This window comes from Nocardiopsis mwathae (genome assembly GCF_014201195.1).
Lineage (GTDB): Bacteria > Actinomycetota > Actinomycetes > Streptosporangiales > Streptosporangiaceae > Nocardiopsis_C > Nocardiopsis_C mwathae.
Window position 1 is genome coordinate 5,891,168 of sequence record NZ_JACHDS010000001.1, and the last position, 12,940, is coordinate 5,904,107.

The 12,940-nt window shown below is 66.1% G+C and carries 23 protein-coding genes; all 23 read left to right on the plus strand.

What is annotated here, in order from left to right; genetic code table 11:
* Positions 1-16: 16 nt before the first annotated feature.
* Positions 17-1,210, plus strand: a complete 1,194-nt coding sequence (tuf, locus tag HNR23_RS25945) for an elongation factor Tu (protein ID WP_184079614.1) — start codon at positions 17-19, stop codon at positions 1,208-1,210.
* 259 nt (positions 1,211-1,469) lie between these two features.
* Entirely contained in the window at positions 1,470-1,778 is a 309-nt protein-coding gene (rpsJ, locus tag HNR23_RS25950; RefSeq protein WP_017621536.1) for a 30S ribosomal protein S10, read from the plus strand.
* Between the two features lie 13 nt (positions 1,779-1,791).
* Positions 1,792-2,442: a 50S ribosomal protein L3 gene (rplC, locus tag HNR23_RS25955; RefSeq protein ID WP_184079616.1), complete on the plus strand. Its 651-nt coding sequence runs from the start codon at positions 1,792-1,794 to the stop codon at positions 2,440-2,442.
* A gap of 2 nt (positions 2,443-2,444) precedes the next feature.
* A complete protein-coding gene (rplD, locus tag HNR23_RS25960) occupies positions 2,445-3,116 on the plus strand; it encodes a 50S ribosomal protein L4 (RefSeq protein WP_184079618.1) in 672 nt (223 codons plus the stop codon).
* Positions 3,113-3,403, plus strand: a complete 291-nt coding sequence (gene rplW / locus HNR23_RS25965) for a 50S ribosomal protein L23 (protein ID WP_184079620.1) — start codon at positions 3,113-3,115, stop codon at positions 3,401-3,403. The genes rplD and rplW overlap by 4 nt, the downstream gene beginning before the upstream one ends.
* Before the next feature lie 56 nt (positions 3,404-3,459).
* Positions 3,460-4,293 carry a 50S ribosomal protein L2 gene (gene rplB / locus HNR23_RS25970; RefSeq protein WP_184079622.1) on the plus strand — a complete coding sequence of 278 codons (834 nt, stop codon included), beginning with the start codon at positions 3,460-3,462 and terminating at the stop codon, positions 4,291-4,293.
* 12 nt (positions 4,294-4,305) lie between these two features.
* Positions 4,306-4,584 (plus strand): 30S ribosomal protein S19, encoded by a 279-nt coding sequence (rpsS, locus tag HNR23_RS25975; RefSeq protein WP_184079624.1) that lies wholly within the window; start codon positions 4,306-4,308, stop codon positions 4,582-4,584.
* A gap of 95 nt (positions 4,585-4,679) precedes the next feature.
* The gene (gene rplV, locus HNR23_RS25980; protein ID WP_184080906.1) at positions 4,680-5,057 is read left to right on the plus strand and encodes a 50S ribosomal protein L22; all 378 of its coding nucleotides are present in this window, start codon (positions 4,680-4,682) and stop codon (positions 5,055-5,057) included.
* The gene (rpsC, locus tag HNR23_RS25985; RefSeq protein ID WP_184079626.1) at positions 5,057-5,884 is read left to right on the plus strand and encodes a 30S ribosomal protein S3; all 828 of its coding nucleotides are present in this window, start codon (positions 5,057-5,059) and stop codon (positions 5,882-5,884) included. The genes rplV and rpsC overlap by 1 nt, the downstream gene beginning before the upstream one ends.
* 3 nt (positions 5,885-5,887) lie before the next feature.
* The gene (rplP, locus tag HNR23_RS25990) at positions 5,888-6,304 is read left to right on the plus strand and encodes a 50S ribosomal protein L16 (RefSeq protein WP_184079628.1); all 417 of its coding nucleotides are present in this window, start codon (positions 5,888-5,890) and stop codon (positions 6,302-6,304) included.
* Positions 6,304-6,558, plus strand: coding sequence for a 50S ribosomal protein L29 (rpmC, locus tag HNR23_RS25995; RefSeq protein ID WP_184079630.1), 255 nt, complete (start codon positions 6,304-6,306; stop codon positions 6,556-6,558). Before rplP ends, rpmC begins: the two co-directional genes overlap by 1 nt.
* On the plus strand, positions 6,555-6,845 hold the full coding sequence (gene rpsQ, locus HNR23_RS26000) for a 30S ribosomal protein S17 (RefSeq protein WP_184079632.1): 291 nt from the start codon (positions 6,555-6,557) through the stop codon (positions 6,843-6,845). Before rpmC ends, rpsQ begins: the two co-directional genes overlap by 4 nt.
* A gap of 101 nt (positions 6,846-6,946) precedes the next feature.
* Complete coding sequence (gene rplN, locus HNR23_RS26005) at positions 6,947-7,315, plus strand: 50S ribosomal protein L14 (RefSeq protein WP_067964586.1); 369 nt, start codon at positions 6,947-6,949, stop codon at positions 7,313-7,315.
* 3 nt (positions 7,316-7,318) lie between these two features.
* Positions 7,319-7,624: a 50S ribosomal protein L24 gene (gene rplX, locus HNR23_RS26010; RefSeq protein ID WP_184079634.1), complete on the plus strand. Its 306-nt coding sequence runs from the start codon at positions 7,319-7,321 to the stop codon at positions 7,622-7,624.
* On the plus strand, positions 7,624-8,205 hold the full coding sequence (gene rplE, locus HNR23_RS26015) for a 50S ribosomal protein L5 (RefSeq protein ID WP_184079636.1): 582 nt from the start codon (positions 7,624-7,626) through the stop codon (positions 8,203-8,205). Before rplX ends, rplE begins: the two co-directional genes overlap by 1 nt.
* An 11-nt stretch (positions 8,206-8,216) precedes the next feature.
* Positions 8,217-8,402 carry a type Z 30S ribosomal protein S14 gene (locus HNR23_RS26020; protein WP_184079638.1) on the plus strand — a complete coding sequence of 62 codons (186 nt, stop codon included), beginning with the start codon at positions 8,217-8,219 and terminating at the stop codon, positions 8,400-8,402.
* 372 nt (positions 8,403-8,774) lie between these two features.
* The gene (rpsH, locus tag HNR23_RS26025; RefSeq protein WP_184079640.1) at positions 8,775-9,173 is read left to right on the plus strand and encodes a 30S ribosomal protein S8; all 399 of its coding nucleotides are present in this window, start codon (positions 8,775-8,777) and stop codon (positions 9,171-9,173) included.
* 16 nt (positions 9,174-9,189) lie between these two features.
* Positions 9,190-9,726 (plus strand): 50S ribosomal protein L6, encoded by a 537-nt coding sequence (gene rplF / locus HNR23_RS26030; protein ID WP_184079643.1) that lies wholly within the window; start codon positions 9,190-9,192, stop codon positions 9,724-9,726.
* Between the two features lie 2 nt (positions 9,727-9,728).
* Positions 9,729-10,115, plus strand: coding sequence for a 50S ribosomal protein L18 (rplR, locus tag HNR23_RS26035; protein WP_184079645.1), 387 nt, complete (start codon positions 9,729-9,731; stop codon positions 10,113-10,115).
* A gap of 48 nt (positions 10,116-10,163) precedes the next feature.
* On the plus strand, positions 10,164-10,766 hold the full coding sequence (gene rpsE, locus HNR23_RS26040) for a 30S ribosomal protein S5 (RefSeq protein WP_184079646.1): 603 nt from the start codon (positions 10,164-10,166) through the stop codon (positions 10,764-10,766).
* Between the two features lie 2 nt (positions 10,767-10,768).
* Complete coding sequence (gene rpmD, locus HNR23_RS26045; protein WP_184079649.1) at positions 10,769-10,954, plus strand: 50S ribosomal protein L30; 186 nt, start codon at positions 10,769-10,771, stop codon at positions 10,952-10,954.
* Positions 10,951-11,409, plus strand: a complete 459-nt coding sequence (rplO, locus tag HNR23_RS26050) for a 50S ribosomal protein L15 (protein ID WP_184079651.1) — start codon at positions 10,951-10,953, stop codon at positions 11,407-11,409. The genes rpmD and rplO overlap by 4 nt, the downstream gene beginning before the upstream one ends.
* Before the next feature lie 392 nt (positions 11,410-11,801).
* Positions 11,802-12,940, plus strand: a 1,139-nt coding sequence (secY, locus tag HNR23_RS26055) for a preprotein translocase subunit SecY (RefSeq protein ID WP_184079653.1), incomplete at its 3' end; no start/stop codon positions are given.

The following is a 12,940-nucleotide window of genomic DNA, read 5'->3' on the forward strand; positions in this document are numbered from 1 at the left end:
GTCTAGGAGAAATCCAGTGGCGAAGGCCAAGTTCGAGCGGACCAAGCCGCACGTAAACATCGGCACCATCGGTCACATCGACCACGGTAAGACCACGCTTACCGCCGCCATCACCAAGGTCCTGCACGACGCGTACCCGGACCTCAACCCGTTCACGCCGTTCGAGGACATCGACAACGCTCCGGAGGAGCGCGAGCGCGGTATCACCATCTCCGTCGCTCACGTCGAGTACCAGACCGAGGCGCGCCACTACGCCCACGTCGACTGCCCGGGTCACGCGGACTACGTGAAGAACATGATCACCGGTGCCGCGCAGATGGACGGCGCGATCCTCGTCGTCGCCGCCACCGACGGCCCGATGCCGCAGACCAAGGAGCACGTGCTCCTGGCCCGCCAGGTCGGCGTTCCGTACATCGTCGTCGCCCTGAACAAGGCCGACATGGTGGACGACGAGGAGATCTTCGAGCTCGTCGAGCTGGAGATCCGTGAGCTGCTCACCGAGTACGAGTTCCCGGGCGACGACGTCCCGGTCGTCAAGGTCTCCGCGCTCAAGGCGCTGGAGGGTGACTCCGAGTGGGGCAACTCCGTCCTGGAGCTCATGAAGGCCGTGGACGAGAACATCCCCGAGCCGGAGCGTGACACCGACAAGCCGTTCCTGATGCCGATCGAGGACGTCTTCTCGATCACCGGTCGCGGCACCGTCGTCACCGGCCGCATCGAGCGCGGTGTCGTCAACGTCAACGAGACGGTCGACATCGTCGGCATCAAGGAAGAGAAGCAGACGACGACCGTCACGGGCGTCGAGATGTTCCGCAAGCTGCTCGACCAGGGCCAGGCCGGTGACAACGTCGGTCTGCTGCTGCGCGGCATCAAGCGCGAGGACGTCGAGCGCGGCCAGGTCGTCATCAAGCCGGGCACGACCACCCCGCACACGGAGTTCGAGGCGCAGGTCGTCATCCTCTCCAAGGACGAGGGTGGCCGCCACACGCCGTTCTTCAACAACTACCGCCCGCAGTTCTACTTCCGTACCACGGACGTCACCGGCGTCGTCACGCTGCCCGAGGGCACCGAGATGGTCATGCCGGGCGACAACACCGCCATGACCGTCCAGCTGATCCAGCCGGTCGCCATGGAGGACGGTCTGAAGTTCGCCATCCGTGAGGGTGGCCGGACCGTCGGCGCGGGCCGCGTGACCAAGATCATCAAGTAGCAGCAACGCGCAGGGGCGGCACCGTCCGCCCCTGTGTGGCGGCCGGGCCGGATACGGCCCCCAGGGGCCGGCCCGGCCGCCACACCATGAACGACGTCATCGGGCTCTGTAGCGGTGATGCACCTCCAGGGGACAGCCCTGTAGCAGTTTCTCAGGTGAATAGAGCCTCAACGACTAAAGGGCAGCCTCTGCAGGGCACAGGGCCGGTCATCTGGCACCGCGCCTCTACGGACACTAAGCGAAGGACGAAAAGGCCACCATGGCGGGACAGAAGATCCGCATTCGGCTCAAGGCCTATGACCACGAGGTCATCGACAGCTCGGCTCGAAAGATCGTCGAGACCGTGACGCGGACTGGCGCGAGCGTCGCTGGCCCGGTGCCGTTGCCGACGGAAAAGAACGTTTACTGTGTCATCCGCTCGCCGCACAAGTACAAGGACTCGCGCGAGCACTTCGAGATGCGCACGCACAAGCGGCTGATCGACATCATCGACCCGACGCCGAAGACCGTCGACTCGCTCATGCGGCTCGACCTTCCGGCCGGCGTCGACATCGAGATCAAGCTTTAAGGGACGCACAGACATGGCCACCAAGCAGATCAAGGGAGTTCTGGGCGAGAAGCTCGGCATGACCCAGGTCTTCGACGAGTCGGGCAAGATCGTGCCCGTGACCGTTGTGAAGGCCGGTCCGTGCGTCGTGACGCGCGTCCGCACCCCGGAGACCGACGGTTACTCCGCCGTCCAGCTCGGCTTCGGGCAGATCAACCCGCGCAAGGTGAACAAGCCGCTCGGCGACTACCTGCGCAAGCACGAGATCACTCCGCGCCGCCACTACGTCGAGGTCCGCACCTCCGACGCCACCGAGTACCAGCTCGGCCAGGAAGTCACCGCCGACGTCTTCGAGGTCGGCCAGAAGGTCGACGTCACGGGCAAGAGCAAGGGCAAGGGCTTCGCGGGTGTCATGAAGCGCCACGGCTTCGCCGGTCTGAGCGCCTCGCACGGCACCCAGCGCAAGCACCGCTCGCCGGGCTCCATCGGCGGCTGCGCCACGCCGGGCCGCGTGTTCAAGGGCCTGCGGATGGCCGGGCGCATGGGCAACGTGCGCAAGACCGTGCAGAACCTGACCGTGCAGTCGGTGGACGCGGAGAAGGGCCTCATCCTGGTCAAGGGTGCGGTCCCCGGCCCCAACGGCGGGCTGGTGCTCGTCCGTACCGCCGCGAAGGGGGACAACTAGACATGGCGACGATCGAGGTCAAGAACCCCGACGGCGCGGCCGGCCGGAGCGTCGAGCTTCCGGACGCGATCTTCGATCAGCAGGCCAACATCCCGCTGATGCACCAGGTCGTGAACGCGCAGCTGGCCGCCGGGCGTCAGGGCACCCACGCCACCAAGACCCGCGGCGAGGTCCGCGGCGGTGGCAGGAAGCCCTACCGCCAGAAGGGCACCGGCCGGGCCCGCCAGGGCTCCATCCGTGCGCCCCAGTACGCCGGCGGTGGAACGGTCCACGGGCCGCAGCCGCGCGACTACTCCCAGCGGACGCCCAAGAAGATGAAGGCCGCCGCCGTCCGCGGCGCCCTGTCGGACCGGGCGCGCAACGGGCGCGTGCACGTCATCAGCGAATTCGTCGCCGAGGACGTCACCACCAAGCGCACCCAGGCCGCTCTGAAGGCGCTGCGCCAGGTCACCGACTCCGACAAGGTGCTGGTGGTGCTGGCCCGCTCCGACGAGCACAACCGTCTGGCGCTGGGGAACCTGCGCGAGGTCCACATCCTCGACTCCGACCAGGTGAACACCTACGACGTCCTCTACTCCGACGACGTCGTCTTCACCGAGGCCGGCTACGAGGAGTTCCTGGCTCACGCCTCCGGTGCCGCGAAGGCAGCGACGTCTCAGGAGGACGACCAGTGAGGATCCCCGACCCTCGGGACATCATCATCGAGCCGGTGATTTCCGAGAAGAGCTACGGCTTGATGGACCAGAACCAGTACACGTTCGTGGTCAAGCCCGACGCCAACAAGACGCAGATCAAGATCGCGGTCGAGAAGATCTTCGACGTGAAGGTCACCTCCGTGAACACGATCAGCCGTCAGGGCAAGCGGAAGCGCACGCGGTTCGGGTACGGGAAGCGTCCCGACACCAAGCGCGCGATCGTGAGCCTGCGTGAGGGCGACAGGATCGACATCTTCGGCGTCTGATCACGCTCGCCTGACCGCTTCATCTCAAGTAACACGCAAAGGAATGCACGAAGAAGATGGGCATTCGTAAGTACAAGCCGACGACACCGGGTCGTCGCGGTTCCAGCGTGAGCGACTTCGTCGAGATCACGCGCTCGGAGCCGGAGAAGTCCCTTGTGCGTCCGCTGCACTCCAAGGGCGGGCGGAACGGCCACGGCCGTATCACCGCGCGCCACCAGGGCGGCGGGCACAAGCGGGCCTACCGCGTCATCGACTTCCGTCGCCATGACAAGGACGGCGTCCCGGCCAAGGTCGCACACATCGAGTACGACCCGAACCGCACCGCGCGGATCGCTCTGCTCCACTACGTCGACGGCGAGAAGCGCTACATCCTCGCTCCGGCCGGACTCAAGCAGGGTGACAAGGTCGAGAACGGCCCCACCTCGGACATCAAGCCGGGCAACTGCCTCCCGCTGCGCAACATCCCCACGGGTACGTTCGTGCACGCGGTCGAGCTGAAGCCGGGTGGCGGTGCCAAGCTGGGCCGTTCCGCCGGTACCCAGATCCAGCTGCTGGCCAAGGAGGGCGCGTACGCCACGCTGCGTATGCCGTCCGGTGAGATGCGCCAGGTCGAGATCTCCTGCCGCGCCACGGTCGGACAGGTCGGCAACGCCGAGCAGTCCAACATCAACTGGGGCAAGGCCGGCCGCATGCGGTGGAAGGGCAAGCGCCCGACCGTCCGCGGTGTGGTCATGAACCCGATCGACCACCCCCACGGTGGTGGTGAGGGTAAGACCTCCGGTGGCCGCCACCCGGTCAGCCCGTGGGGCAAGAAGGAAGGCCGGACTCGGGCGAAGAACAAGGCCAGCGACCGGCTCATCGTGCGTCGTCGTAGCAAGAAGAAGCGGTAAGGAGCACGTCTGATGCCACGTAGCCTTAAGAAGGGTCCCTTCGTCGACCACCACCTGATCAATAAGGTGGTGGACCAGAACGACAAGGGCACCAAGAACGTCATCAAGACGTGGTCGCGGCGTTCCATGATCGTCCCCGAGATGATCGGGCACACCATCGCCGTCCACGACGGTCGCAAGCACGTTCCGGTGTTCGTGTCCGAGTCGATGGTCGGCCACAAGCTCGGCGAGTTCGCTCCCACGCGCACTTTCCGGAGCCACGTCAAGGAAGACCGCCGCAGCCGTCGCTAGCGGTTGCAGCAGGAGTAAGAGCCATAGATACCCCACAGTGCCGATAGAAGGAAACGCGGCGCGTGGGGGTGATTTCCGTGAGCGAGGGAAAAGCGATGGGAACGAGGGCACAGGCACGGTTCGTCCGTGTGACGCCCCGGAAGGCCCGCCGGGTGGTGGACCTTATTCGCGGGTTGCCCGCTGACGAGGCAGTGGCGGTGCTCAAGTTCGCGCCCCAGGCGGCAAGCGAACCTGTGGGCAAGGTGCTCGCGAGCGCCATCGCCAACGCCGAGCACAACGACAAGCTGGACCGCGAGACGCTGGTCGTCGGGCGCGCCTGGGTGGACGAAGGTCCGACCCTGAAGCGCATCCGGCCGCGGGGCTTCGGCCGCGCCTTCCGGGTCACCAAGCGGACGAGCCACATCACCGTGGTCGTTGAGTCGCGCGACAGCGCCGGCGCCTCGTCGAACAAGACGAAGGAAAGGACCCGATAGTGGGGCAGAAGGTCAACCCGCACGGGTTCCGACTCGGCATCACCACCGACTTCAAGAGCCGCTGGTACGCCGACAAGCTGTACAAGGACTACGTCAAGGAAGACGTGGCCATCCGCCGGATGCTGACCCGCGGCATGGAGCGTGCCGGGATCTCCAAGGTCGAGATCGAGCGCACCCGTGACCGTGTCCGCGTCGACGTCTACACCGCCCGGCCGGGCATCGTCATCGGCCGCCGCGGTTCGGAGGCCGACCGCATCCGCGCCGACCTGGAGAAGCTGACCAAGAAGCAGGTCCAGCTCAACGTCTTCGAGGTCAAGAACCCCGAGACCGACGCTCAGCTCGTCGCTCAGGGTGTCGCGGAGCAGCTGTCGAGCCGAGTCGCGTTCCGCCGTGCCATGCGCAAGGCGATCCAGAGTGCGATGAAGGGCGGCGCCAAGGGCATCCGCATCCAGTGCGGTGGTCGTCTGGGCGGCGCCGAGATGTCGCGGTCGGAGTTCTACCGCGAGGGCCGCGTGCCGCTGCACACGCTGCGCGCCGACATCGACTACGGCTTCTTCGAGGCCCGTACGACGTTCGGTCGCATCGGTGTGAAGGTGTGGATCTACAAGGGCGACGCCCCGGCCACCCGGGCCGAGCGCGAGGCGGCCCAGGCCGCGCAGCGCACGCCGGGCGGCGGCGGTGGTGGCGGCGGCCAGCGCCGTGAGCGTCCGCAGCGTCGTCGTCGTGGCGGTCAGCAGGGCGGCCAGGGCCAGCAGGCCGAGGCCAAGTCCGGCGCGTCCGCCGAGTCGGCCGGTTCGGCCGAGAAGTCCGGGAACGAGGGGAGCTGACCAGTGCTCATTCCCCGTAAGGTCAAGTACCGCAAGCAGCACCACCCGGACCTCAGGGGTCGTGCCAAGGGCGGGACGAAGGTTCACTTCGGTGAGTACGGCATCCAGGCTCTGGAGTCCGCCTACGTCACCAACCGGCAGATCGAGGCCGCTCGTATCGCCATGACGCGCCACATCAAGCGTGGCGGCAAGGTCTGGATCAACATCTTCCCGGACCGTCCGCTCACGAAGAAGCCGGCCGAGACCCGCATGGGTTCCGGTAAGGGCTCCCCCGAGTGGTGGGTGGCCCCGGTGAAGCCCGGGCGCGTGATGTTCGAGCTGTCGGGTGTGCCGGAAGACGTGGCCAAGGAAGCCATGCGTCGGGCGATGCACAAGCTCCCGATGAAGTGCAAGTTCGTGAAGCGCGAAGTGGAGGCGTGATGGCGAAGTCCCTGACCGCCCAGGAGCTGCGCGGCCAGACCAAGGATGACCTGGCCGCGAAGCTCAAGGAGGCGAAGGAAGAGCTGTTCAACCTCCGCTTCCAGGCCGCTACCGGGCAGCTGGACAACCACGGGCGGCTGCGCACCGTGAAGCGTGAGATCGCTCGGATCTACACGGTCATGCGGGAGCACGAGCTCGGCATTGTGCCTCTGGCCGGCGAGTCGGCTGAGAAGACGAAGGAAGCAGCCGAATGAGCGAGAACACCGAGAAGGTGGGGCAGACCGGCTCCGAGCGCAACTACCGCAAGGTGCGCGAGGGCTACGTCGTCAGCGACAAGATGCAGAAGACCGTGGTCGTCGAGGTCGAGGACCGCGTCAAGCACGCGCTGTACGGCAAGATCATCCGCCGCACCACCAAGTACAAGGCCCACGACGAGGCGAACACCTGCGGTGTCGGTGACCGGGTCCGCCTGATGGAGACCCGGCCGCTGTCCGCGACCAAGCGCTGGCGCGTCGTGGAGATCCTGGAGAAGGCCAAGTAAACCCCTGCTGCGGCGGCCGGTTCGTGGAGATCGGCCGCCCCAAGGGGTGAGACCACCTAGCAGCGCGGGTCGGAACCCGCCTGCCAATATCAGGAGCAGACGTGATTCAGCAGGAGTCGCGACTCAAGGTCGCCGACAACACGGGGGCCAAGGAGATCTTGACCATCCGTGTCCTCGGTGGCTCGGGTCGGCGCTACGCGGGCATCGGCGACACCATCGTCGCGACGGTGAAGGACGCCCTTCCCGGCGCCGGCGTGAAGAAGGGCGATGTCGTCAAGGCCGTTATCGTGCGCACCACCAAGGAGCGCCGCCGGCCCGACGGCTCCTACATCCGCTTCGATGAGAACGCCGCCGTCCTCATCAAGGACGGTGGGGACCCGCGAGGCACTCGTATCTTCGGCCCGGTCGGCCGCGAGCTGCGGGACAAGAAGTACATGCGCATCATTTCGCTGGCGCCGGAGGTGCTCTAGGCGATGAAGATCAAATCAGGCGACGAGGTCATCGTCATCGCCGGCAAGGACAAGGGTGCCACCGGGAAGGTCGTCAAGGCGCTTCCCAAGGAGCAGCGTGTCGTCGTCGAGGGCGTCAACCTCATCAAGAAGCACAAGAAGGCGAACCCGGCGGCCGGCCAGCAGGGCGAGGTCGTGACCAAGGAGGCGCCGATCCACGTGAGCAACGTCGCGCTCGTCGAGGACGGCAAGGCCACCCGCGTCGGGTACCGCTTCGAGGACGACGGCACGAAGGTTCGGATCTCCCGCCGTACCGGTAAGGACATCTGATGACGGTCACCAATGAGACGGCGAGCGCCGCTCCGGCGATTCCCCGCCTGAAGGACAAGTACCGCTCGGAGATCGTCCCTGCTCTTCGCGAAGAGTTCGAGATCGCCAACATCATGCAGGTCCCCGGTCTCACCAAGATCGTGGTCAACATGGGTGTCGGCGAGGCCGCTCGCGACGCGAAGCTGATCCAGGGCGCGATCGCCGACCTCACGGCGATCACCGGCCAGAAGCCGAAGATCAACCGTGCGAAGAACTCGATCGCGCAGTTCAAGCTGCGCGAGGGCATGCCGATCGGTGCCAGCGTCACGCTGCGCGGCGACCGGATGTGGGAGTTCCTCGACCGGCTGCTCTCGCTGGCTCTGCCCCGGATCCGGGACTTCCGCGGGCTCTCCCCGAAGCAGTTCGACGGCCGCGGGAACTACACCTTCGGACTGACCGAGCAGGTCATGTTCCACGAGGTCGACCCGGACAAGGTCGACCGCCAGCGTGGGATGGACATCACTGTCGTGACCACGGCGACCAACGACGAAGAGGGACGCAGCCTGCTCAAGCGGCTCGGCTTCCCCTTCAAGGAAGCCTAGGGGGATCTGGGATGGCTAAGAAGGCGCTGATCGCCAAGGCGAACCGGAAGCCGAAGTTCGCTGTTCGCGCGTATACTCGTTGCTCGCGGTGCGGTCGTCCGCGCGCGGTCTTCCGGAAGTTCGGCCTGTGCCGTATCTGCTTCCGCGAGATGGCGCACCGGGGCGAGCTCCCGGGCATCACCAAGTCGAGCTGGTAGTCCCCATCGGGCCGACCCCCCGTGGTCGGCCCGGGGACCCGCCCGGATCACACCGGGCCTCTCAAAACGAAGCGGACGGTAGGACACCGCGTGCGGGCACTGGTCCGAGCGCGGTGGAAGACGCCGCGAAGAACACCGGGTCTGTGCCGACGCCGTCGGAGCGCATGCGTTGTGACGGCGTCGTGGCCGACCGGGGTGACAAGAAATGAACCGACAGGGCACGGTGTCGACCGACGATGTCGGCGGCGCGGTGCCCATGACCACGCTGTAGGTCCTAGAGGAAGCGGCGCGTCCTGCACGGGCGCGGCGCATCAGGCTGCAAGGGACAGTCCTGTCCTTGGGGAAACCGCGGTGAGGAAGGGCCTATCGGCCATGACGATGACCGACCCGATCGCAGACATGCTGACGCGTCTGCGTAACGCGAATTCGGCATACCACGACAGCGTGTCGATGCCGTATTCCAAGATCAAGGCGCACATCGCCGAGATCCTCCAGCAGGAGGGCTACGTCCAGGGCTGGCGTACCGAGGAAGCCCCCGTCGGCCAGAACCTCGTGGTGGAGCTGAAGTACGGCCCCACGCGTGAGCGTTCCATCGCCGGCGTGCGCCGGGTTTCCAAGCCGGGCCTTCGGGTCTACGCGAAGAAGGAGAACCTTCCGCGTGTCCTGGGTGGTCTCGGTGTAGCCATCATTTCGACGTCCGGCGGCCTGATGACCGACAAGCAGGCCAAGAAGCGTGGCGTGGGCGGCGAAGTCCTCGCCTACGTCTGGTAAAGGGAGAGATTTCAGCATGTCGCGTATCGGTCGACTGCCGATCTCGGTCCCGAAGGGCGTCGAAGTCACGATTGACGGGCAAGACGTCAAAGTCAAGGGGCCGAAGGGCGAACTGAGCCACACCGTCGCCGAGCCGATCACCGTCTCTCAGGAAGACGGCACGATCACGGTGGCGCGTCCCGACGACAAGCCCGAGAACCGCTCGCTGCACGGTCTGACCCGTGCGCTGCTCGCGAACCTCATCGAGGGCGTGTCCAAGGGCTTCGCAAAGACGCTGGAGATTCACGGCGTCGGCTACCGCGTCCAGGCCAAGGGCTCCAACCTGGAGTTCTCGCTGGGCTACAGCCACCCCGTCGTGGTCGAGCCGCCGGAGGGCATCTCCTTCCGAGTCGAGAAGCCGACCCTCCTGCATGTCGAGGGCATCGACAAGCAGCTGGTGGGCCAGGTCGCAGCCAACATCCGCAGCCTGCGCAAGCCTGACCCGTACAAGGCCAAGGGCGTGCGGTACCAGGGTGAGTACATCCGCCGCAAGGCCGGAAAGGCTGGTAAGTAAGCATGGGTAAGGCAATCACGCTGACCCGCAAGGGCACGAGCAAGCGTGCGGCTTCCCGTGCGCGGCGCCACCTGCGGATCCGCAAGAAGGTCACGGGTACGGCCGAGCGTCCGCGTCTGGTCGTCACCCGCTCCTCCAAGCACATGGTCGCCCAGATCGTGGACGACACCGTGGGCAACACCCTGGTGTCCGCCTCCACCATGGACGCGACCATCCGTGGCGGCGAGGGCAAGAAGACCGAGAAGTCGCAGAAGGTCGGCGAGCTCCTGGCGCAGCGCGCCAAGGAGGCCGGCATCTCCACGGTCGTCTTCGACCGTGGCGGCAACCAGTACACGGGCAGGATCGCGGCGCTTGCCGAGGGCGCGCGTTCCGGCGGGCTGGAGTTCTAAGGTGATGAACTCGCAGCTCGAAATCAACGACGGGAAGAGGAACCACTGATGGCTGCAGCTCCGCGGCGCGGCGCCGGTGGCGAGCGGCGTGACCGCCGTGACGATCGCCGCGGCGGCGCCGCAGACAAGGGTGTCTCCTACATCGAAAAAGTTGTGACCATCAACCGGGTCGCCAAGGTGGTCAAGGGTGGTCGGCGCTTCAGCTTCACCGCCCTGGTCGTCGTCGGTGACGGCAACGGCATGGTCGGTGTGGGTTACGGCAAGGCGAAGGAAGTTCCGGCCGCCATCGCCAAGGGTGTCGAGGAGGCGAAGAAGAACTTCTTCCGCGTCCCGCGCATCGCCGGCACGATCACGCACCGGGTCCAGGGCGAGGACGCCGCCGGCGTCGTCCTCCTGCGTCCGGCGGCCCCGGGTACCGGTGTCATCGCCGGTGGTCCGGTCCGCGCGGTGCTGGAGTGCGCCGGCATCCACGACATCCTGAGCAAGTCGCTCGGGTCGTCCAACCCGCTGAACATCGTCCACGCCACGGTCGCGGCTCTCAAGGACCTGAGCCGTCCCGAGGAGATCGCGGCCCGCCGCGGTCTACCGATCGAGGACGTCGCTCCGGCCGCCATGCTGCGCGCCCGTGCGGAAGCGAAGGCGGGGGCCTGACGATGGCGAAGATCAAGATCACGCAGGTCCGCTCCAAGATCGGCGGCAAGCGCAAGCAGCACGAAAGCCTGCAGTCGCTGGGTCTCGGTCGGATCGGCAAGTCCGTTATCCGTGAGGACCGTCCCGAGGTTCGTGGGCAGATCAACGTCGTTGCGCACCTCGTCAGTATCGAGGAGGTCAGCGAATGAGTGACTCCGGCGAGCTGCTCAAGCTCCACCACCTCCGTCCGGCTCCGGGCGCCAACAAGGCCAAGACCCGCAAGGGTCGCGGTGAGGCGTCCAAGGGCAAGACGGCCGGTCGTGGTACCAAGGGCACGAAGGCCCGTTCCACCGTCCCCGTCGGCTTCGAGGGTGGCCAGATGCCGCTCATCCGCCGGGTGCCGAAGCTCAAGGGCTTCAGTAACGCCAGGTTCAAGAAGACCTATCAGGTCGTGAACCTGGACAGGCTGAGCGAGCTGTACCCGGAGGGTGGCGAGGTCACCATCGACGGCCTGGTCGCCAAGGGTGCGGTTCGCAAGAACCAGCCCGTCAAGGTGCTGGGGACCGGTGAGATCTCGGTGGCCGTCACGGTGAGCGCGAACGCGTTCTCCACGTCCGCCAAGGAGAAGATCACCGCCGCCGGTGGCAGCGTCACCGAGGTGTAGGGATCACTCCCACGTGCGTGCGAATCGGGCGTCCGCCATCCCACTCCGTTGGGAGCGGCGGGCGCCCTCGCTCGTTTCGCAGGGGGATATCGCACGTCATATGCGGACACATGGGGGGTGCGGAACGATGGGCGGCCGCCGATCGTTAGCATCCCGATCCCGCTCGACCGTGCGATGACTGTTACAGTTCCCTATTGCATTGCCTGCGGTCCATCCCGTCGGAGATCGGCTTCGATGAAGATCGAAATGGCGTGGATCGGCACTGCTCAACCGCTTTATTCGAGGAATTGAAGAGTTCCGGGCAGACGCTCGGGGCTGACGCTCAACGACGATTCAGGATCGGCCGCGATGTCTCGAACCGGTTCCGCCGCCGAAGCCTCGCAGGAGGAGACGTGCTAGGTGCGTTCGTCCGTGCGTTCCGCACGCCTGACCTGCGTAACAAGCTGCTGTTCACACTGTTCATCCTGACCATCTTCCGCCTGGGGTCGGTGCTGCCCGCACCGGGCATCAACTCGGCGGCGATCAGAGACCAGCTTGAGGCCGTCCAGCAGACGGACGCCGCCGGCGTCTACGCGCTCATCAACCTCTTCAGCGGTGGCGCGCTGCTGCAGCTGGCCGTGTTCGCGCTGGGCATCATGCCGTACATCACCGCGAGCATCATCATCAACCTGCTCACGGTGGTCATCCCGCGGCTGGAGACGCTGAAGAAGGAGGGCCAGTCCGGGCAGACGAAGATCACGCAGTACACGCGCTATCTGACGCTCGCCCTGGCGGTCCTGCAGTCCACCAGCATCATCGCCATGGCACGGACCGGGCAGCTCTTCCAGGGGCAGATCCCGGTGCACACCTACATGCCCAACCAGGACCTGCTGACCCTGGTCACCATCGTCTTCGTGATGACCGCCGGCACCGGCGTCATCATGTGGTTCGGCGAGCTGATCACCGAGCGCGGCGTCGGCAACGGCATGTCGCTGCTGATCTTCACCCAGGTGATCGCGACCTTCCCGTCGGCGCTCATGACGATGTTCCAGGAGCAGGAGCAGTGGCTCTTCGCCCTGATCTGCGTCGCGGGCCTGGTGCTGATCACCGGTGTGGTCTTCATCGAGCAGGCGCAGCGCCGCATCCCCGTGCAGTACGCCAAGCGGATGGTCGGGCGGCGGATGTACGGCGGCAGCTCCACCTACATCCCGCTCAAGGTCAACCAGGCGGGCATCATCCCGGTCATCTTCGCCTCCTCGCTGCTGTACCTGCCGCAGCTGGCGATCGGCCTGATGGGCCAGGACTCCGACAGCCGGGTTGTGAGGTTCCTCTCCGACTACTTCGTCACCGGTGCCCACCCGGTCTACATGGCCACGTTCTTCGTCCTCATCGTGGGTTTCGCGTTCTTCTACGTGGCGATCACCTTCAACCCCACTGAAGTCGCCGACAACATGAAGAAGTACGGTGGGTTCATCCCGGGTATCCGGCCGGGGCGTCCGACCGCGGAGTACCTGGACTACGTGCTCACGCGTCTCACGACGCCCGGGTCCTG

Coding starts and splice junctions, on each gene's coding strand:
- rpsJ (WP_017621536.1), top strand. CDS start 1,470: ATGGCGGGACAGAAGATCCGCATTCGGCTCAAGGCCTATGACCACGAG.
- rplC (WP_184079616.1), top strand. CDS start 1,792: ATGGCCACCAAGCAGATCAAGGGAGTTCTGGGCGAGAAGCTCGGCATG.
- rplD (WP_184079618.1), top strand. CDS start 2,445: ATGGCGACGATCGAGGTCAAGAACCCCGACGGCGCGGCCGGCCGGAGC.
- rplB (WP_184079622.1), top strand. CDS start 3,460: ATGGGCATTCGTAAGTACAAGCCGACGACACCGGGTCGTCGCGGTTCC.
- rpsS (WP_184079624.1), top strand. CDS start 4,306: ATGCCACGTAGCCTTAAGAAGGGTCCCTTCGTCGACCACCACCTGATC.
- rplV (WP_184080906.1), top strand. CDS start 4,680: ATGGGAACGAGGGCACAGGCACGGTTCGTCCGTGTGACGCCCCGGAAG.
- rpmC (WP_184079630.1), top strand. CDS start 6,304: ATGGCGAAGTCCCTGACCGCCCAGGAGCTGCGCGGCCAGACCAAGGAT.
- rpsQ (WP_184079632.1), top strand. CDS start 6,555: ATGAGCGAGAACACCGAGAAGGTGGGGCAGACCGGCTCCGAGCGCAAC.
- rplX (WP_184079634.1), top strand. CDS start 7,319: ATGAAGATCAAATCAGGCGACGAGGTCATCGTCATCGCCGGCAAGGAC.
- rplE (WP_184079636.1), top strand. CDS start 7,624: ATGACGGTCACCAATGAGACGGCGAGCGCCGCTCCGGCGATTCCCCGC.
- HNR23_RS26020 (WP_184079638.1), top strand. CDS start 8,217: ATGGCTAAGAAGGCGCTGATCGCCAAGGCGAACCGGAAGCCGAAGTTC.
- rpsH (WP_184079640.1), top strand. CDS start 8,775: ATGACGATGACCGACCCGATCGCAGACATGCTGACGCGTCTGCGTAAC.
- rplF (WP_184079643.1), top strand. CDS start 9,190: ATGTCGCGTATCGGTCGACTGCCGATCTCGGTCCCGAAGGGCGTCGAA.
- rplR (WP_184079645.1), top strand. CDS start 9,729: ATGGGTAAGGCAATCACGCTGACCCGCAAGGGCACGAGCAAGCGTGCG.
- rpsE (WP_184079646.1), top strand. CDS start 10,164: ATGGCTGCAGCTCCGCGGCGCGGCGCCGGTGGCGAGCGGCGTGACCGC.
- rpmD (WP_184079649.1), top strand. CDS start 10,769: ATGGCGAAGATCAAGATCACGCAGGTCCGCTCCAAGATCGGCGGCAAG.
- rplO (WP_184079651.1), top strand. CDS start 10,951: ATGAGTGACTCCGGCGAGCTGCTCAAGCTCCACCACCTCCGTCCGGCT.